The sequence below is a fragment of the Pantoea sp. X-Soil-OKNW-556 genome (genome assembly GCF_059730695.1).
In genome coordinates, this window is sequence record NZ_AP035990.1 from 3,488,236 (window position 1) to 3,505,964 (window position 17,729).

Below are 17,729 nucleotides of genomic sequence, written 5' to 3' on the forward strand. Positions count from 1 at the left end.
CGTTCCCTTTCGTCTGGCAAGCCGCATGCGCCCGACCCACCGCTGACTGAGGAACAAAAAGTGGGAATAAGATAAATTTTCTTCAGTGGGAAGTAAAATCCCATCGCCTTTCAGTCATCAAAATTTCTGAAAATGGCCTGAATATCTTCCATCAAAAAGCCTTTTGTCATCAAAAAACGCTGGACCTTGCTCTTCCCTGCCCAGTCTTTTGGTAACGGATCGCCAAACTTGCGCGTTGCCAGGTTAGCGGCGCACGCCACCCAGTTGACCTCAGTATCAAACAGCGCCTGGTCAATTTCATCGCGCGCGATGCCCTTTTGTTGCAGCTCCATACGGATACGTTGTGGGCCATAACCTTTGCAACTGCGGCTCAGGATAAAACGCTCCGTGAAACGTTGATCGTTTAACCAACCGTTTTGCTGACACCAATCAACCACCTGATCCAGCAGTTCATCCGGGATCGGTTCGACCGCTTCCTGCTTCATCCAGGCTGAGCGCTGATTGGAAAGTTGTAGTTTTCCCTTCAGCTCTTCACGGCTGTGATCACGCTGAGACAGGATACGCATCGCACGATCCAGTAAGCGGGAAAACGTTGGCGCGGGTGTCGGTGATGATGACATATGATCTACCTTGTTCAGACAGTGGCGCAGGGTAAAGCAAGAATTCAAAGAGGGAAAGTGCTGGCGGGGAAAAACAAAACGGGAGCAGAACGCTCCCGTTGAGGTATCAAAAATCTTCGTTGGTTTCGCTGGCTTCTTCGTAGTCGTCAGCGGAAACATCCGCAGCAGCACCAGTGGCGGTTGCACCGGTCAGCAGCATATCGCGCAGCTTCTGATCGATTTCATTGGCAATCGCCGGGTTCTCTTTCAGGAAGTTGGTCGCGTTGGCTTTACCCTGACCAATCTTGTCGCCGTTATAGCTGTACCAGGCACCCGCTTTTTCAACCAGCTTGTGCTTCACGCCCAGATCGACCAGTTCACCGAAGGTATTGATGCCTTCACCGTACATAATCTGGAACTCAGCCTGTTTGAACGGTGCCGCAACTTTGTTTTTCACCACTTTCACGCGCGTTTCGCTACCCACGACCTCGTCACCTTCTTTAATGGCACCGATGCGGCGAATATCGAGACGTACGGAAGCATAGAATTTCAGTGCGTTACCACCGGTGGTGGTTTCCGGGTTACCGAACATCACACCAATTTTCATACGAATCTGGTTAATGAAAATCAGCAGCGTGTTGGACTGCTTCAGGTTACCGGCCAGCTTACGCATCGCCTGGCTCATCATTCGTGCAGCCAGACCCATATGGGAGTCACCAATCTCGCCTTCAATTTCGGCTTTCGGCGTCAGCGCAGCAACGGAGTCAACAATGATGACATCGACCGCACCGGAACGCGCCAGCGCGTCACAAATTTCCAGCGCCTGCTCACCGGTATCCGGCTGAGAACACAGCAGGTTATCGATATCAACACCCAGTTTTTTCGCGTAAACCGGATCCAGCGCATGTTCAGCGTCGATAAAGGCACAGGTTTTACCCTTGCGCTGTGCTGCGGCAATCACCTGCAAGGTCAGCGTGGTTTTACCTGAAGATTCCGGGCCATAAATCTCGACGATACGGCCCATTGGCAAGCCACCCGCACCCAGTGCGATATCCAGTGACAGAGAACCGGTGGAGATGGTTTCAACGTCCATCGAGCGGTCTTCACCCAGGCGCATGATGGAGCCTTTACCAAATTGTTTCTCAATCTGGCCCAGCGCGGCAGCTAAAGCCTTCTGTTTGTTTTCGTCAATCGCCATTTCCACTCCTAATCATGCCGGGTAAGCAGGCATTTCTGTATGCCAGCTCGCGTTCTGTTGCCGGTAATTATACTGTACAGTCATACAGTATCAAGTTTAATTTGTCAGAAATTCATCATGCAGCGTTTGCAACGCCCAGGCGACGGATTGACGCCGCACTGCATCACGGTCGCCATCAAAGCGTTGGCACTGCGCCACTACGCGCCCTTCCGGTCCGGCAAAGCCAAACCAGACGGTGCCAACCGGCTTATCCGGCGTGCCGCCATCCGGCCCTGCAATACCGCTGACGGCAATGGCATACTCCGCCGCTGCTTCTTTCGCGGCCCCTGCGGCCATCTCGCGCACCGTTTGCTCACTCACCGCACCAAACTGCGCCAGCGTGCTGGCCTGCACGCCAACCATCTGCTGTTTAGCCTCGTTGCTGTAGGTAACGAAACTGCGTTCAAACCAGGCAGAACTGCCGCTGATATCGGTAAATACTTTTGCAATCCAGCCGCCAGTACAGGACTCCGCCGCAGTAATGGTTGCCTTGCGCATTTTCAGCTGTTCGCCAATGTGACGACTCAACTGTTGTAACTGTGCATCGTTCATCGCCTTCTCCTTATCTGGCGCTCACGTTAACAGGAAATGGTGCAGCGAAGGGCCCTTTTCAACCCTGATGTCGCGTTTTGCGCGCGGGCTTCCACAAGTTTCAGCGGGTTTTCATCGCCACCATAAAAAGACGCGGGAAAGCCAGCAAAACCTTGCCATTGCTACGGCTCAGATAAGCAGGAATTAATCGCTGATGATATTCCGCTAAAAAGGCCTTTTGCTGGCTTTCATCCAAACCAGCGAGGAAAGGACGCAATCCCGTTGCACGCAACCAGGTAATGATGGCCTGCGCATCGGACATAACGTGGTAATAAGTGGTGCGCCAGATATCAACCTCACAGCCAGCATCGTTCAGCAAATCATAATATTGTTCGGTGGTAAGTAAGCGTTTACGATCGGCAGCCTGGGGCGAAATATGAGTTCGCCAACGCTCAGTCGCCGCCACTTCACGCATCAGGCGATGTGAGGGTTCCTCAAGGTTATCAGGCATCTGAATCGCCAGAGAACCACCGATATCGAGCTGACTGACCAGATGCGGCAGCAAAGTCTGGTGATCGCCCAACCATTGCAATGAGGCGTTGGCGTAAATCACCTGCTGCGGTTGCTCCGCCTGCCAATGACGAATATCAGCCTGCGCAAAACGGCAATCCGGAAGGCGCTCGCGTGCCTGCTCCAACATGGCCTCTGAACTGTCGATGCCGGTGACGATCGCTTCCGGCCATGCCTGTGCCAACAATTCAGTACTGTTACCCGGCCCACACCCCAAATCCGTGGCATGGCGCACATCAGGGGTTGCAATCCGTGTCAGCAACTCGCGGGCTGGCCGAGTCCTTTCTGATTCAAACTGCCGATACAGCTGTGGATTCCAGTCTTGCATTTGAACGCTCCTGTTTTACCCGAAGAACCAAACACTACCCGCTTTTTCCACTTTGCAGGGAGGAAAAGTGCGGTATCTCACCTTTTTTAACATCAGGGTCTGGTCAGTCATGACAATGGGCATTAAGTTAAAACGACGTTTCATTTTTTCATAACAAGGAGTTTGCTATGGCTACACAACCTGCACTGGCTGGTGTCTGGTGTCCGTCGGTAACCCCTTTTGATAGCCACGGTAACGTGGATGTTGATGCCCTGGGTCGCCACTTTTCCCGGCTCAATGATTCAGGAATTGATACAATTTTGTTAATGGGCAGCATTGGCGAATTTGCTTCGCTCACCCAGCCGGAAAGGCTGCGTTTGCTGCGTGAAGCCCGCCAGCTCTCGCCATTAACGATGGTCGCGAACGTGTCCAGTACCTGCGTGCCAGATATGCTGCAACTGGCTGAAAGCGCATGGCAAAACGGTTTTGATGCGGTGATGGTGCTGCCGCCTTATTACTATGGTCAGACGCAAAAACAATTGCTGAGCTACTTTAAAGCTCTCGACCGACAATTGGGTGGCAAATGGTTCGCCTATAATTTCCCAGCGCGCACTGGTTGCGATCTGACACCGACCCTGGTGGCTGAGCTGGCGGCAGAATTGCCCAATTTTATCGGGATTAAAGATACCGTCGATTGCCTGTCACACAATCGTGCGCTGATTGAAGAAACACGAAAAGTCCGTAGCGATTTTGCCGTGCTGTCGGGGTATGACGAATACTTGCTGCCTAATCTGCTGGCAGGGGGAGCTGGCGTGATTTCAGGTCTGAATAATATCGTGCCGGAATTGTTTGCGCAGGCAATGCAGGCGTGGCGCGCAGGAGATTTGCGCCAGTTAACCACCATTCAACAACGCATCGGTCAATTAATGGCGATCTATACCATTGGTGATGATTTTGTCACTACTATCAAAACTGCCGTCGCCCGCCGTTTTGAGTCAATGGCCAGTCATTCGCGCAACTACGGCGGTGAATTGAGTGCAGCGCAGTGCGCGGAAATCGATCGCCTGCTGGCATAAAGAGGAATACGGGCGGCGCTAAGCCGTCCGATCATCAGTTCTTTTTCACGAACTCAGATTTGAGCTTCATCGGCCCAAAACCATCGATTTTACAATCGATATTGTGATCGCCTTCAACCAGACGAATGCTTTTAACTTTCGTGCCGATTTTCAGGGTTGAAGAGCTACCTTTGACTTTCAGATCTTTGATAACGGTGACGCTATCACCATCCACCAGCAGGTTGCCATTTGCATCGCGCACCACCAGTCCATCAGTTGCTGCATCGTCAGCACCCAGAGACCAGATATGGCCGCAAGATGGACAGTTCAGCTTCTCGCCATCCTGCCAGGTATAGTCAGCGTGACATTCAGGACAGGCCGGTAAGGTATTCATAAGCGCTCCTCAGAGAAAAAGTCGCGGCAAAGATGGCGCCGCAAAAGGGGCGCCATCTTATCTCCTTACTAACTGTAAGGACAGCATTAAAATATCGCACCCTGCCGCGCTTTGCTGACAGCTTCACCCAGTTGCCACACCGCCATAGCATAATGCGTGCTGTGATTGTAGCGAGTTATGACATAGAAATTGGGCAGCCCGTACCAGTATTGATAACTGGTGCCGAGATCGAGGCGCAACAAACTGGCCTGCTGGTTACCGTCAAGCGAACCTTGAGGCGTCAAACCACTCGCTGCCAGCATGCTGACCGGGTACATGGTTTTAAAACCATTTTCCAGTGCAGGTGCCTGGCCACTGGCGGGGACGGCAACCGTCTCGCCAGCCCGCCAGCCATGCGCTTTGAAGTAATTAGCGACGCTGCCGATGGCATCAACCGGATCCCACAAATTGATATGTCCGTCGCCGTTGAAGTCGACCGCATACTGCTTATACGAAGAAGGCATAAACTGGCCGTACCCCATCGCCCCGGCAAAAGAACCACGGAGATCCAGCGGGTCATCCTGTTCGGTACGCGCCATCAGCAGGAAGGTTTCCAGCTCACTGCTAAAGTAGGCTGCACGGCGTGGATAGCTGAACGAAAGGGTTGCCAGCGCATCCAGCAAACGGGTTTTACCCATTACCCGGCCCCAGCGCGTCTCTACGCCAATAATGCCGACAATAATTTCCGGCGGCACGCCATATACCTGCTGGGCACGTTGCAGCGCATCCTGGTATTGATTCCAGAAGGCAACGCCGTTTTGCACATTATCAGGGGTGATAAATTTATTGCGATAACGAATCCAGGCACCGTTAGGCCCAGTGGGTGGTGTGTAGCTTGGTGCCTGTTGGTCCATCAAACGCAGCACGTAATCCAACCGCTTTGCCTGACCAATTACCGCATGCAATTGTTGGCGGTCAAAACCATGCTTCGCCACCATCTCGTCAATAAATTTTTCAGCAGCGGGATTACCGGCAAAATCGCCAAACATGGGCTGATTTGCATGGGATGCATCCAGTAAAAAGCCCCCCTGCGGGGCAGAAACAACAGCGGGCTGCTGAGATGTATGAGGCTTACTGCTACAGGCAGCAAGCAGAGCAATAAGCGGGAGAAAAGCAACCTTAAAACGCATCGGATATCCATAAACCAGACGAAACTAAAGCACACATATTAATCGTTCAGATACCCGACTTACAGGGCAATATCTTAAATTTACGTCAGTTATCTCTGCCATCGTACTGTCAGACAAAATTTGCGACCCATCTCCATACTTTACTCTTTTCCCGTTTTTTTATTTTTTCCTGACACAGCAATTTGTTATGGTCGGCAACCGAAAAGCCCGTGGGCGGATGAAGGAGATGCCGTAAAAATGGTAACATCCCCTCTTTCGTTGTTGCCCCATCGTGATGACGACATCTTCCCCTGTGGCAACCATGCGCCGCAGGTCATCAAAGAGTAAATATAAAGTGAGAAAGAGATGAAAGGAGCAGAGCAAATGGACTTCAGCGCCCATACGCCCATGATGCAGCAATACCTGCGTCTGAAGGCCGATCATCCTGACATTCTGTTGTTCTATCGCATGGGCGATTTTTATGAGCTTTTTTACGATGACGCAAAACGCGCCTCGCAGCTGCTGGAAATCTCTCTCACCAAACGTGGTGCGTCAGCAGGCGAACCCATTCCGATGGCAGGTGTCCCCTATCACGCCGTTGAAGGTTATCTGGCGAAACTGGTCCAGTTAGGAGAATCGGTCGCAATTTGCGAGCAAATTGGCGATCCCGCGTTGAGCAAAGGTCCGGTCGAACGCAAAGTCGTACGTATTGTCACCCCAGGAACCATCAGCGATGAAGCGCTGCTACAGGAGCGTCAGGACAACCTGCTGGCCGCCATTTTCCAGAGCCAGCGTGGTTTTGGCTACGCCACGCTGGATATCAGTTCAGGACGTTTTCGCCTGAGCGAACCCGGTGATCAGGAAACGATGGCTGCCGAGTTGCAGCGTACTAACCCGGCCGAATTACTCTATCCCGAAGATTTTCAGGCGATGTCGCTTATCGACCAACGACGCGGCCTGCGTCGTCGCCCACTTTGGGAATATGAAATCGATACTGCACGCCAGCAGTTAAACCTACAATTTGGCACGCGCGACCTCAACGGTTTTGGCGTTGAACAGGCGCATCTGGCGCTGCGCGCGGCGGGATGTCTGCTGCAATATGTCAAAGATACCCAACGCACCTCACTGCCGCATATCCGCTCGCTCAGTATGGAACGCCAGCAGGATAGCGTGATCATGGATGCTGCCACGCGTCGCAATCTGGAAATCACGCAAAATCTCGCCGGTGGCACCGACAATACCCTGGCCGCCGTGCTGGATAAAACCGTCACGCCGATGGGCAGTCGTATGCTGAAACGCTGGTTACATATGCCATTGCGTGATGTCGACACCATCGCACGCCGTCAGGAAGCGATTGCGGAATTACAGGTGCACAGCGAAGAGCTACAACCGGTTTTACGTCAGATTGGTGATCTGGAACGTATCCTTGCCCGTCTGGCGTTGCGCACCGCACGCCCGCGCGACCTGGCGCGTATGCGCCATGCCTTCCAGCAGTTGCCGGAGCTGAATACCCTACTGCAAACAGTGAACGCGCCACAACTCACGCAGTTGCGTAGCCAGATGGGCGAGTTCAGCGAACTGCGCGAATTGCTGGAAAATGCCATTATTGAATCACCGCCAGTTCTGGTGCGTGATGGCGGGGTGATTGCTCCAGGTTATAACGCCGAACTGGATGAGTGGCGCGCGCTGGCCGACGGTGCCAGCGATTACCTTGACCGCCTGGAAATTCGTGAGCGGGAAAAACTGGGGCTGGATACGCTTAAAGTTGGCTTTAACGCAATTCATGGTTACTACATTCAGGTTAGCCGTGGTCAAAGCCATCTGGTGCCCATTCATTATGTGCGCCGCCAGACGCTTAAGAATGCCGAGCGCTATATCATTCCTGAGCTGAAAGAGTACGAAGACAAGGTGCTGACCTCAAAAGGGAAAGCGCTGGCTCTGGAAAAAGGCCTGTACGACGAGCTGTTTGACCGCCTGCTGCCACATCTTGAAGCCCTGCAATTAAGCGCGGCGGCGCTGGCCGAACTCGATGTACTGAGTAACCTGGCGGAGCGCGCCTGGACCCTCAACTATTGCCGTCCGGTGCTTCAGGAGAAAGCGGGGATCCGCATCACGGGAGGTCGACACCCGGTGGTGGAGCAGGTTCTGAAAGAACCCTTTATCGCCAACCCGCTTTCGCTGTCGGCACAGCGACGCATGCTGATTATTACCGGCCCCAACATGGGCGGTAAAAGTACTTACATGCGTCAGGCGGCATTGATTGCGCTGATGGCCTGGATCGGCAGCTTCGTGCCTGCTGAAGAGACGGTGATCGGCCCTATCGATCGCATCTTTACCCGCGTGGGGGCGGCTGACGATTTGGCGTCCGGGCGTTCTACCTTTATGGTGGAAATGACCGAAACGGCCAATATTCTGCATAACGCCACCGAGCATAGCCTGGTGTTGATGGATGAAATCGGTCGCGGCACTTCAACCTATGATGGTCTGTCGCTGGCGTGGGCCTGCGCCGAAAGCCTGGCTAACCGTATCAAAGCCATGACGCTATTCGCCACCCACTATTTCGAGCTGACAACGCTACCGGAAAAAATGGAAGGCGTGGTCAACGTGCACCTGGATGCCGTGGAGCACGGTGACACCATCGCGTTTATGCACAGCGTGCAGGATGGCGCGGCCAGCAAAAGTTATGGCCTTGCCGTAGCGGCGCTGGCGGGTGTACCGAAAGAAGTGATCAAACGAGCCCGTCACAAGTTGAAGGAGCTGGAAGCGCTGTCGGGGAGCACTGCCGCCTCGACGGTGGAAGGTTCTCAGTTACCATTACTGGTAGCGGACACCTCACCGGCAGTGGAAGCGCTGGAAGCATTGGATCCCGATACCTTGACGCCACGTCAGGCGCTGGAGTGGATATATCGCCTAAAAACGCTGTTATGACAATGAGTTAGAAGTAGCGGTGCGATTTATCGCGCCGCTACTGAATGTACATCAGCACCAGGGTCTACAACCCTGCTTAAGGGATCGTGTGTCAATCACCATCCTGAATCGCAGGCATAAAAAAACGGTGACCAGGTGGTCACCGTTTTTATGTAGCGATTACGGTTTATTCACGAAACAGCGCTTCAATATTCAGGCCCTGAGTCTGCAAAATTTCACGCAGACGACGCAGCCCTTCCACCTGAATCTGACGAACACGCTCACGGGTCAAACCGATTTCGCGGCCCACATCTTCAAGCGTTGCCGCTTCATAGCCCAACAGGCCGAAACGACGCGCCAGCACTTCACGCTGCTTGGCATTCAGTTCAAACAACCACTTAACGATGCTTTGTTTCATATCATCGTCCTGCGTGGTGTCTTCCGGGCCGTTATCTTTTTCATCGGCCAGGATATCCAGCAGCGCTTTTTCGGAATCACCACCCAACGGTGTGTCAACCGAGGTAATACGCTCGTTGAGACGTAGCATACGGCTTACATCATCAACCGGTTTGTCCAGCTGTTCGGCAATCTCTTCGGCACTCGGCTCATGATCGAGTTTGTGCGAAAGTTCACGCGCGGTACGCAGATAGACATTTAACTCTTTAACAATGTGGATAGGCAGACGAATAGTACGGGTTTGGTTCATGATTGCCCGTTCAATGGTCTGACGAATCCACCATGTGGCGTAAGTCGAGAAGCGGAATCCACGTTCCGGATCAAACTTCTCTACAGCACGAATGAGGCCGAGATTACCCTCTTCAATCAGATCCAGCAGCGCCAGACCACGATTGCTGTAACGACGGGCAATTTTCACCACCAGACGTAAGTTACTTTCAATCATGCGGCGACGAGAAGGAATGTCGCCTCGTAATGCGCGGCGGGCAAAGAACACCTCTTCTTCCGCCGTTAACAATGGAGAATAACCAATCTCTCCGAGGTAGAGCTGCGTCGCATCCAAAACGCGTTGCGTCGCACCCTGTGACAACAACTCTTCTTCCGCTACATCGTTATCACCAGGTTCGTTCTCAACGAGAGCCTTCTCATCAAAAACCTCAGCTCCGTTCTCCTCGAATTCCGCATCTTCGTGTAACTCGTTAACTTTCAGCGTATTCTGGCTCATAAGCGGCTCCTACCCGTGATCCAAGGGCAGAACACCTGGGTTCTGCCGGATTATCGTTGCGGTAAGTAACGCAACGGATTTACGGATTTCCCCTTGTAACGAATTTCAAAATGCAATCGTACTGAACTGGTTCCGGTGCTACCCATCGTAGCTATTTTTTGCCCAGCTTTAACTTCCTGTTGTTCCCGGACCAGCATTGTGTCGTTATGGGCGTAGGCACTCAGGTAGTCATCATTGTGTTTGATGATGATTAAATTACCGTACCCACGGAGCGCGTTGCCTGCGTATACCACCCTACCCGAAGCAGTGGCGACAACAGGTTGTCCACGCGAACCGGCGATATCGATCCCTTTGTTTCCGCCTTCCGCAGCGGAGAAGTTATCGATAATCTTCCCATCAGTCGGCCAACGCCAGCTTCCCACCGGGGTTGTGCTATCCGTCGTGCTGCTGACTGTGGGTGGTGCGATAACCGGAGCTGTGGTCGTTGCCACATTATTTGCCCCTTTCGACGGCAACAATTTGCTGCCTGAAGAATTACCCGAATCATCAGAATACGTAATAACAGGTTGCTGTGCAACCGGGGCAGATTTAATTTGCGAAGAACCCGGTGTGACAGGTACGCCACCCTGAGTTGCATCAGCGGCAGTGATAGCGTTACCACCGGTAATTGACTGTCCGGCACCGTTCCCAACCTGCAACGTTTGCCCGGCGTTCAGGCTATACGGGGCGGGGATGTTGTTACGTTGCGCCAGGTCGCGATAATCATTGCCGGTAATCCACGCAATATAGAACAAGGTGTCGCCACGTTTAACGGTGTAAGTTTCGCCACCATAGCTACCTTTCGGAATATTCCCATAATTGCGGTTGTACACAATGCGACCATTTTGCGTCGTCACATTATTATTACCACTAATCATTCCGCCCGATGGCGGTGCAGAAGGTACGCCACCGCTTAACATTCCGCCGTGCGGCATCGTAGGTACGCCGCCACCCGAGGTATCGCTCATACCACCGTTGCCACCGATCTGGCTGATGGGTGCTTGTGTATTATCGCTGGAGCTACAGCCTGTCAGCCAAAATCCGACCAGTGTCAGTGCCGCCAGACGGCGTAATTGAAATGTTGTGCTTCCCGTGCTCATTGATCCCCCGTGATGGCAATCCTGGATATGACTGTGTCTGCGTAACCGCATTTTACACTGCATAATGCAGGTGAAACGGCCTTTAGCATTGATTAACAAGGATAGTAACAAGATCAACTGCGCCGTGCCATGTAACAGTTGTGAACAAGTACGAAGAGCTTCAGGCCAGGTCGCCCTGTACTAAAGGCACAAAGCGGACGGGTTCGATAATCTCTTCGATCATCTCATCCCCCTGACGGCGCAGACGTTTTAACACTTGTTGATCTTCCCCAACCGGCAGCACCATTCTGCCGCCGTCACGCAATTGTGCTATCAGCGCAGTCGGAATTTCAGGAGGTGCCGCCGTAACGATAATGGCATCGAACGGACCGCGTGCGGCCCAGCCCTGCCAGCCGTCACCGTGGCGAGTTGAAACATTATGCAGGTCGAGTTGCTTCAGGCGGCGTTTCGCCTGCCACTGCAACCCTTTGATGCGTTCTACGGAATAAACGTGATTGACCAGATGGGCCAGAATCGCCGTCTGATAGCCTGAACCAGTGCCAATTTCCAGCACGCGCGCGTCAGCATTGAGTTCCAGCAATGCCGTCATGCGCGCCACCATATAGGGCTGTGAAATGGTCTGCCCACTACCGATCGGCAACGCGACATTGTCCCAGGCTTTGTGTTCGAAGGCTTCGTCGATAAAACGCTCACGCGGCACATCGGCGATGGCTTTCAGCAGATGTTCATCATGGATACCCTGGGCGCGCAGTTGCGCCAACAAGGTTTCAACGCGCCGGTTCACCATGCCAAATCCACCTCCGCCTGGGTCAACCAATCGCTTAACACCACCTGCGCCGCCGGGGCGGTCAGGTCAACATGCAACGCGGTGATCGAGACATAACCCGCATCCACCGCGGCAAAATCGGTATCCGGGCCAGCATCCAGTTTCTCTCCCGGCGGCCCAATCCAGTACAGGGTGTTGCCACGCGGATCTTGCTGGCAGATGACCTGGTCGGCAGGATGACGGCTGCCACAACGCGTCACGCGGAAGCCTTTCACTTCCTCCAGCGGGAGATCAGGCACATTGATATTGAGAATACGACCGGTGCGCAGCGGTTCACGCGTTAACGCCCGCAACAACGCGCAGGTAACAGCGGCAGCCGTGGCATAATGTTGATGCCCATTCAGTGATACCGCCAGCGCCGGTAAGCCAAGATGGCGACCTTCCATCGCGGCGGCCACGGTGCCGGAATAAATCACATCATCACCGAGATTGGGACCGGCATTGATACCGGAGACCACAATATCCGGACGCGGTTGCATCAGGGCATTCACCCCCAGAAACACGCAGTCGGTCGGGGTGCCCATCTGCACGGCGATATCACCATTTTCATGGGTAAAGGTACGAAGCGGTGTCTCGAGCGTCAGCGAGTTTGACGCGCCGCTGCGATTGCGATCGGGTGCGACCACCTGGACTTCAGCAAACTGGCGCAGTGCGCGCGCCAGGGTCTGAATGCCCGGAGCATGAATGCCGTCATCATTACTCAGCAATATCCGCATCGTTACCTTCTTGTTGGAGAAGCTCACGCACGACGCTGGTAGCAAAGCTGCCCGCAGGCAGCCAGAACGCCATCTCCAGCGTCACATCATCCCACCAGTTCCAGTGCAAGTCCTTTGGCACCACACGCATCGCGCGGCGTGCCGCATCAACACGTTCACGCTCAAGCAGTGTAATCAATTCTGCCGCACCTGCCAGGCTGTGCTGTTCAAATTCAAGCGCTTCCACCTGGGTGCCCCAGTCGCCACGACCAGGCAACGGCGCAGTGATCCGCAGTTCATCCTGATTCACGCGCTGTTGCAGTTCAGTCAATTCTTCTGTCTGCGCGACGAACCAGCTACCACGCCCGGTCAGTTGCAAGGCATCGCCGCTCATCACCGCGTCGAGATTGCCGTCTCGCTGCAAACGCGCGCTGGTGACCTGATTAAACAGATGACTGCGGGTGGCCGAGAGCAACAAGCCTTTTTTGTTGCGATCGCGTGGGCGGAATCGATCCTGCGCCCACTGCTGTGCCTGGGTCAGATTATTACCCTCACGGCCAAAACGCTGCTCACCAAAATAGTTCGGCACACCGCTTTTCTGAATTTTCTGTAAACGCTGTTCCACCACAGTCTGATCCGAGATTTGACGGATCACCAGACGAAACGCATTCCCCGCCAGCGCACCGGTACGTAGTTTACGCTTGTGGCGCACCACCTGCAGGATTTCTACGCCTTCCAGCTTAAATTCAGACAGATCAGGCATCGCGTTGCCCGGTAAACGGAAACACAGCGTCTGCTCGGTCACCGCATGGCGGTCTTTCATCCCGGCATAGCTGAGATCACGCACATGCACGCCGAGAAATTTCGCCAGCGCTTCGGCGACAAAGCGGGTATTGCAACCGATTTTACGGATGCGTACCAGCAACTGTTCACCTTCGCCGTCATAGGGATAACCAAGATCCTCAATGACAACAAAATCTTCTGGATTGGCTTTAATCACGCCGGTGGCGCGCGGCTTACCGTGCAGGTACAGCAGTTCACTCATGCGCCAGCCACCTTCACCAGCAGTGCCACAGCTTCACAGGCAATACCTTCGCCACGCCCGGTAAAACCCAGTTTTTCCGTGGTGGTCGCTTTAACATTCACCTGATCCATATGACAGCCAAGAACTTCAGCGATATTCACACGCATCTGCGGTACATGCGGCAGCATTTTCGGCGCCTGGGCGATGATGGTGACGTCAACGTTACCGATCTGGTAACCCTTCTGCTGAATACGGCGCCAGGCTTCGCCCAGCAAACCACGGCTATCCGCCCCTTTATAAGCCGGATCGGTATCAGGGAACAGTTTACCGATATCTCCCATCGCCACTGCGCCCAGCAGCGCATCGGTCAACGCGTGCAGTGCCACGTCGCCATCAGAATGAGCAATAAAACCGTGTTCGAAGGGAATACGCACCCCACCAATCACCAGAGGACCCTCGCCTCCAAAGGCGTGGACGTCGAAACCGTGACCGATACGCATCATGCGCTCTCCTTTAACTGAATCTGGGTAAGATAAAAGGCCGCCAGCGCCAGGTCTTCTGGCCGCGTCACCTTAATGTTATCACTGCGGCCGCTCACCAGTTCGGGATGGTAACCGCAGTATTCCAGCGCCGAGGCCTCATCAGTGATGGTCGCGCCCTCATTCAGGGCACGCGTCAGGCAGGCCATCAGCAGCGCATGGGGGAAAAATTGTGGCGTCAGCGCGTGCCATAAATCTTCACGCTCAACGGTGTGCGCAATGGCGGCTTTACCCGGTTCGGCGCGCTTCATGGTATCGCGCACCGGTGCCGCCAGAATCGCGCCCACTTTGCTGTGCTGACGCACCGCCAGCAGACGCGCTAAATCATCAGGATGCAGACACGGCCGCGCCGCATCATGCACCAACACCCACTCCCCGTGCGTCACCGCTTGCAAACCGGCCAGCACCGACTCGGCGCGTGTCTCACCGCCGGTGACGCGCAGCACGCGTGTGTCCTGCGCCAATGGCAGCGAATCAAACCAGCCATCATCGGGACTGATAGCAACAATCACTTGTTTAACCGCAGGATGTGCCAGCAAACGAGCAACGCTATGTTCAAGAAGGGTAAGTTGACCGATGGTCAGATACTGTTTCGGGCAGGCAGCCTGCATGCGGCTGCCAATACCGGCAGCGGGCACTACGGCGATCACATCCGCAGAGGAAGAGTGGTTGTTCATGGTTTATCGTTGTTGATTTTGCGCAGCTTGTTGCGCGTTACGTTTGCTCTGGTCTGGCACCAGACGATAGAAGGTTTCACCAGGCTTGATCATGCCCAGCTCATTACGTGCGCGCTCCTCAATAGCCTCAGAGCCGCCGTTGAGATCGTCAATTTCGGCGAACAGCTGATCGTTACGCGCTTTTAGTTTGGCGTTATTCGCCTGTTGTGACGCAACATCATCATTGACGCGCGTATAGTCATGGATCCCGTTTTTGCCCAGCCACAACGAATACTGAAGCCAGCCGAGCAAAACGAGTAGTAATAGCGTCAGTTTTCCCATCCCAGCCCCCTGAAAAACGGCTCAATCATCCCATAACTTCGCGCCGGACTCCACTCCAGCAGCGAAAATGCCGTTTACGGACGATTGTCCGTACAAATATTGATTCACTGGTGCGGCGATTGGCAGGTAAAGTTTTGTAACCTGCCGACGCGTTTGCACATCAGGCACGGCCTACCAGCCGGAGAGAAATGAGAAGAGTAGCCAGAACAGGCATACCACCACGATCGCCGTCACCACCCCACTCCAGAACAGATGACCACGCATCATCAGGCTGAGGACAATACCAATCAGCACCGATACTGGCAGCAGAGCAAGGAAGAACGGCCAGGTATAGAGGAAGAAAAACAACGTATTGGAACCGTAGAGCAGGAACGGAATTGCCAGCGCACACCAATACGAGAGAAAACCAATCACACCACCCGGTAGCGACGAGCGAGGCTCATCCTGGGTGCGTTCATCTTTGCGTGCCAGCATAGGGGTAACGTTCTGCATAGAGTTCCTGTTGACGCTAATCGCGGCAAATCGTGGTGATTTGCCGCTGTCTATTCAGGATCTGATGATATCGCGGTGACGCAGCAGGTCTAACAATTGGGCGGTGAGTTTTGTAACCAATTGTTCACCATCGAGGTGGATTTCCGGCGCCTCTGGCGCCTCATAAACACTGTCGATACCGGTGAAATTGCGCAGTTCTCCGGCTCGCGCTTTTTTATACAATCCTTTCGGATCGCGCGCTTCACACACCGATAGCGGCGTGTCGACAAACACTTCCACAAACTGCCCATCCGCCAGCAGGTCACGCACCATCTGACGTTCAGCGCGATGCGGCGAAATAAAGGCCGTCAGCACCACCAGCCCGGCATCCACCATCAGTTTGGCCACTTCACCGACGCGACGAATGTTCTCTTTACGATCGTCATCACTGAAGCCGAGGTCACGGCACAGGCCGTGACGCACGTTGTCACCATCCAGCAGATAGGTACTGACGCCAAGCCGATGCAGCGCCTGCTCCAGCGCCCCGGCCACCGTGGATTTGCCCGAGCCAGACAGCCCGGTAAACCACAGCACCACACCCTGATGGCCGTGCTGCTGCTCACGCTCAGCACGGGTCACTGGATGATCGTGCCACACCACGTTTTCATCGTGTTGCGCCATTACTGACCACCCAACAGGTCGCGTGCATTCCAGTGCGGGAAATGACGACGAATCAACGCATTCAGCTCCAGCTCGAATTCGCTGAACTGGCTTGCCTGGGCGTGGTTAGCGCTCTGCGGTTCTTCAATCAATCCGGCACCCACGGTAACGTTGCTCAGGCGATCGATAAAAATCATGCCGCCCGTTACCGGGTTGTCGCGATATTTGTCCAGCACCATCGGCTCATCAAAAGTGACTTCCACCAGACCAATGCCGTTAAGCGGCAGACTGTCGGCGCTGCGTTTTTCCAGCGTGTTGATGTCGAACTGATGGATCACTTTTTCCACCCGGCCACGCGCTTTCTTACCGGCGATCTTCACGTCATAGCTCTGGCCCGGCTGTAGCGGCTGCTCGGCCATCCACACCACGTTAACGGTGGCGGATTGCACCGATTTCAGCTCGGCTCCCGCATCAACCAGCAGGTCACCACGGCTGATGTCGATCTCGTCTTCCAGCACCAGGGTAATGGCTTCTCCGGCAGCAGCTTCCTGCAAATCGCCATCAAAGGTCACGATGCGCGCAATCGTCGATTCCACGCCCGATGGCAGCACCTTCACGCGTTGGCCGACCTTGACCACACCCGACGCCAGCGTACCGGCATAGCCACGGAAATCGAGGTTTGGACGATTCACGTACTGCACCGGGAAACGCATCGGCTGATGATCCACCACGCGCTTCAGTTCCACCGTTTCCAGCACGTCGAGCAGGGTCGGGCCGCTGTACCACGGCATGGTTTCGCTCGGCGATGCCACGTTATCCCCTTCCAGCGCCGACATCGGTACAAAGCGAATATCGAGGTCTTCAGGCAACTGCGCGGCGAAATCGAGGTAGTCCTGCTTGATCTGTTCAAACACGTCCTGTTTGTACGCCACCAGATCCATTTTGTTGATCGCCACCACCAGATGCTTGATGCCGAGCAGTGTGGAGATAAAGCTGTGACGGCGGGTCTGATCCAGCACGCCTTTACGCGCATCGATCAACAGGATCGCCAGATCACAGGTGGACGCACCGGTCGCCATATTACGGGTGTACTGCTCATGTCCCGGCGTGTCGGCGATGATAAATTTGCGCTTCTCGGTCGAGAAATAACGATAGGCCACATCAATGGTGATGCCCTGCTCGCGCTCGGCCTGCAAACCATCCACCAGCAGCGCCAGATCGAGTTTCTCGCCCTGGGTGCCATGACGCTTGCTGTCATTGTGCAGCGAAGAGAGCTGATCTTCATAAATCTGGCGGGTATCGTGCAGCAGACGGCCAATCAGCGTACTTTTGCCATCGTCAACGCTACCGCAAGTCAGGAAACGCAGCAGGCTTTTATGTTGTTGCGCGGTCAGCCAGGCTTCCACGCCGCCCTGATCGGCAATCTGTTGTGCAATAACGGTATTCATC

Annotated in this window: 19 protein-coding genes; 2 read left to right on the top strand and 17 right to left on the bottom strand. The window is 54.3% G+C overall.

All coding sequences use genetic code 11. The features are described from left to right. Window positions 1-110: 110 nt before the first annotated feature. The 4 genes from AC6I8T_RS16330 to tam form a co-directional block, all read right to left on the bottom strand. Window positions 111-620 (bottom strand): regulatory protein RecX, encoded by a 510-nt coding sequence (locus AC6I8T_RS16330; protein ID WP_497834144.1) that lies wholly within the window; start codon window positions 618-620, stop codon window positions 111-113. A 106-nt stretch (window positions 621-726) separates the two neighbouring features. Beyond that, window positions 727-1,797: a recombinase RecA gene (gene recA / locus AC6I8T_RS16335; RefSeq protein WP_021184507.1), complete on the bottom strand. Its 1,071-nt coding sequence runs from the start codon at window positions 1,795-1,797 to the stop codon at window positions 727-729. A gap of 96 nt (window positions 1,798-1,893) precedes the next feature. Then, window positions 1,894-2,388, bottom strand: coding sequence for a nicotinamide-nucleotide amidase (pncC, locus tag AC6I8T_RS16340; RefSeq protein WP_208723742.1), 495 nt, complete (start codon window positions 2,386-2,388; stop codon window positions 1,894-1,896). A 100-nt stretch (window positions 2,389-2,488) separates the two neighbouring features. Further along, window positions 2,489-3,265, bottom strand: a complete 777-nt coding sequence (gene tam / locus AC6I8T_RS16345; RefSeq protein ID WP_497834145.1) for a trans-aconitate 2-methyltransferase — start codon at window positions 3,263-3,265, stop codon at window positions 2,489-2,491. A 167-nt stretch (window positions 3,266-3,432) separates the two neighbouring features. Here tam and AC6I8T_RS16350 point away from each other — a divergent pair, with 167 nt between their 5' ends. Continuing rightward, window positions 3,433-4,320, top strand: coding sequence for a dihydrodipicolinate synthase family protein (locus tag AC6I8T_RS16350; RefSeq protein ID WP_021184511.1), 888 nt, complete (start codon window positions 3,433-3,435; stop codon window positions 4,318-4,320). Between the two features lie 34 nt (window positions 4,321-4,354). On the opposite strand, the gene AC6I8T_RS16355 is transcribed toward AC6I8T_RS16350, so the two are convergent. After that, window positions 4,355-4,693 carry a zinc ribbon domain-containing protein YjdM gene (locus AC6I8T_RS16355; protein WP_497829437.1) on the bottom strand — a complete coding sequence of 113 codons (339 nt, stop codon included), beginning with the start codon at window positions 4,691-4,693 and terminating at the stop codon, window positions 4,355-4,357. Window positions 4,694-4,779: 86 nt separating this feature from the next. Next, window positions 4,780-5,862: a lytic murein transglycosylase B gene (mltB, locus tag AC6I8T_RS16360; RefSeq protein WP_021184513.1), complete on the bottom strand. Its 1,083-nt coding sequence runs from the start codon at window positions 5,860-5,862 to the stop codon at window positions 4,780-4,782. 345 nt (window positions 5,863-6,207) lie between these two features. Between mltB and mutS the strand changes: the two genes are divergently transcribed. Continuing rightward, window positions 6,208-8,769 carry a DNA mismatch repair protein MutS gene (gene mutS, locus AC6I8T_RS16365; RefSeq protein WP_497834146.1) on the top strand — a complete coding sequence of 854 codons (2,562 nt, stop codon included), beginning with the start codon at window positions 6,208-6,210 and terminating at the stop codon, window positions 8,767-8,769. Between the two features lie 166 nt (window positions 8,770-8,935). On the opposite strand, the gene rpoS is transcribed toward mutS, so the two are convergent. The 11 genes from rpoS to cysN all read right to left on the bottom strand — a co-directional run bounded on the left by rpoS (window position 8,936) and on the right by cysN (window position 17,728). Next, the gene (gene rpoS / locus AC6I8T_RS16370) at window positions 8,936-9,928 is read right to left on the bottom strand and encodes an RNA polymerase sigma factor RpoS (protein ID WP_013510222.1); all 993 of its coding nucleotides are present in this window, start codon (window positions 9,926-9,928) and stop codon (window positions 8,936-8,938) included. A 50-nt stretch (window positions 9,929-9,978) separates the two neighbouring features. Then, window positions 9,979-11,067, bottom strand: coding sequence for a murein hydrolase activator NlpD (gene nlpD, locus AC6I8T_RS16375; protein ID WP_208723738.1), 1,089 nt, complete (start codon window positions 11,065-11,067; stop codon window positions 9,979-9,981). A gap of 160 nt (window positions 11,068-11,227) precedes the next feature. Beyond that, window positions 11,228-11,854 (bottom strand): protein-L-isoaspartate(D-aspartate) O-methyltransferase, encoded by a 627-nt coding sequence (locus tag AC6I8T_RS16380; protein ID WP_021184516.1) that lies wholly within the window; start codon window positions 11,852-11,854, stop codon window positions 11,228-11,230. After that, window positions 11,848-12,609, bottom strand: a complete 762-nt coding sequence (gene surE, locus AC6I8T_RS16385; protein ID WP_036626555.1) for a 5'/3'-nucleotidase SurE — start codon at window positions 12,607-12,609, stop codon at window positions 11,848-11,850. Before surE ends, AC6I8T_RS16380 begins: the two co-directional genes overlap by 7 nt. Beyond that, window positions 12,590-13,633: a tRNA pseudouridine(13) synthase TruD gene (truD, locus tag AC6I8T_RS16390; RefSeq protein WP_021184518.1), complete on the bottom strand. Its 1,044-nt coding sequence runs from the start codon at window positions 13,631-13,633 to the stop codon at window positions 12,590-12,592. Before truD ends, surE begins: the two co-directional genes overlap by 20 nt. Further along, complete coding sequence (ispF, locus tag AC6I8T_RS16395) at window positions 13,630-14,112, bottom strand: 2-C-methyl-D-erythritol 2,4-cyclodiphosphate synthase (protein WP_302474912.1); 483 nt, start codon at window positions 14,110-14,112, stop codon at window positions 13,630-13,632. The genes truD and ispF overlap by 4 nt, the downstream gene beginning before the upstream one ends. Further along, entirely contained in the window at window positions 14,112-14,828 is a 717-nt protein-coding gene (gene ispD / locus AC6I8T_RS16400; RefSeq protein ID WP_021184520.1) for a 2-C-methyl-D-erythritol 4-phosphate cytidylyltransferase, read from the bottom strand. Before ispD ends, ispF begins: the two co-directional genes overlap by 1 nt. 3 nt (window positions 14,829-14,831) lie before the next feature. Next, window positions 14,832-15,149, bottom strand: a complete 318-nt coding sequence (gene ftsB, locus AC6I8T_RS16405) for a cell division protein FtsB (RefSeq protein ID WP_036626556.1) — start codon at window positions 15,147-15,149, stop codon at window positions 14,832-14,834. Between the two features lie 171 nt (window positions 15,150-15,320). Then, entirely contained in the window at window positions 15,321-15,641 is a 321-nt protein-coding gene (locus tag AC6I8T_RS16410) for a DUF3561 family protein (protein ID WP_021184523.1), read from the bottom strand. A gap of 54 nt (window positions 15,642-15,695) precedes the next feature. Beyond that, a complete protein-coding gene (gene cysC / locus AC6I8T_RS16415) occupies window positions 15,696-16,301 on the bottom strand; it encodes an adenylyl-sulfate kinase (RefSeq protein ID WP_021184524.1) in 606 nt (201 codons plus the stop codon). Continuing rightward, window positions 16,301-17,728, bottom strand: coding sequence for a sulfate adenylyltransferase subunit CysN (cysN, locus tag AC6I8T_RS16420; protein WP_208723735.1), 1,428 nt, complete (start codon window positions 17,726-17,728; stop codon window positions 16,301-16,303). The genes cysC and cysN overlap by 1 nt, the downstream gene beginning before the upstream one ends. Window position 17,729 lies beyond the last annotated feature (1 nt).

What these genes read in the sequence shown, in the direction of transcription:
- AC6I8T_RS16330 (WP_497834144.1), bottom strand. Translation starts at nt 620, where the DNA reads ATGTCATCATCACCGACACCCGCGCCAACGTTTTCCCGCTTACTGGAT.
- recA (WP_021184507.1), bottom strand. Translation starts at nt 1,797, where the DNA reads ATGGCGATTGACGAAAACAAACAGAAGGCTTTAGCTGCCGCGCTGGGC.
- pncC (WP_208723742.1), bottom strand. Translation starts at nt 2,388, where the DNA reads ATGAACGATGCACAGTTACAACAGTTGAGTCGTCACATTGGCGAACAG.
- tam (WP_497834145.1), bottom strand. Translation starts at nt 3,265, where the DNA reads ATGCAAGACTGGAATCCACAGCTGTATCGGCAGTTTGAATCAGAAAGG.
- AC6I8T_RS16350 (WP_021184511.1), top strand. Translation starts at nt 3,433, where the DNA reads ATGGCTACACAACCTGCACTGGCTGGTGTCTGGTGTCCGTCGGTAACC.
- AC6I8T_RS16355 (WP_497829437.1), bottom strand. Translation starts at nt 4,693, where the DNA reads ATGAATACCTTACCGGCCTGTCCTGAATGTCACGCTGACTATACCTGG.
- mltB (WP_021184513.1), bottom strand. Translation starts at nt 5,862, where the DNA reads ATGCGTTTTAAGGTTGCTTTTCTCCCGCTTATTGCTCTGCTTGCTGCC.
- mutS (WP_497834146.1), top strand. Translation starts at nt 6,208, where the DNA reads ATGAAAGGAGCAGAGCAAATGGACTTCAGCGCCCATACGCCCATGATG.
- rpoS (WP_013510222.1), bottom strand. Translation starts at nt 9,928, where the DNA reads ATGAGCCAGAATACGCTGAAAGTTAACGAGTTACACGAAGATGCGGAA.
- nlpD (WP_208723738.1), bottom strand. Translation starts at nt 11,067, where the DNA reads ATGAGCACGGGAAGCACAACATTTCAATTACGCCGTCTGGCGGCACTG.
- AC6I8T_RS16380 (WP_021184516.1), bottom strand. Translation starts at nt 11,854, where the DNA reads ATGGTGAACCGGCGCGTTGAAACCTTGTTGGCGCAACTGCGCGCCCAG.
- surE (WP_036626555.1), bottom strand. Translation starts at nt 12,609, where the DNA reads ATGCGGATATTGCTGAGTAATGATGACGGCATTCATGCTCCGGGCATT.
- truD (WP_021184518.1), bottom strand. Translation starts at nt 13,633, where the DNA reads ATGAGTGAACTGCTGTACCTGCACGGTAAGCCGCGCGCCACCGGCGTG.
- ispF (WP_302474912.1), bottom strand. Translation starts at nt 14,112, where the DNA reads ATGCGTATCGGTCACGGTTTCGACGTCCACGCCTTTGGAGGCGAGGGT.
- ispD (WP_021184520.1), bottom strand. Translation starts at nt 14,828, where the DNA reads ATGAACAACCACTCTTCCTCTGCGGATGTGATCGCCGTAGTGCCCGCT.
- ftsB (WP_036626556.1), bottom strand. Translation starts at nt 15,149, where the DNA reads ATGGGAAAACTGACGCTATTACTACTCGTTTTGCTCGGCTGGCTTCAG.
- AC6I8T_RS16410 (WP_021184523.1), bottom strand. Translation starts at nt 15,641, where the DNA reads ATGCAGAACGTTACCCCTATGCTGGCACGCAAAGATGAACGCACCCAG.
- cysC (WP_021184524.1), bottom strand. Translation starts at nt 16,301, where the DNA reads ATGGCGCAACACGATGAAAACGTGGTGTGGCACGATCATCCAGTGACC.
- cysN (WP_208723735.1), bottom strand. Translation starts at nt 17,728, where the DNA reads ATGAATACCGTTATTGCACAACAGATTGCCGATCAGGGCGGCGTGGAA.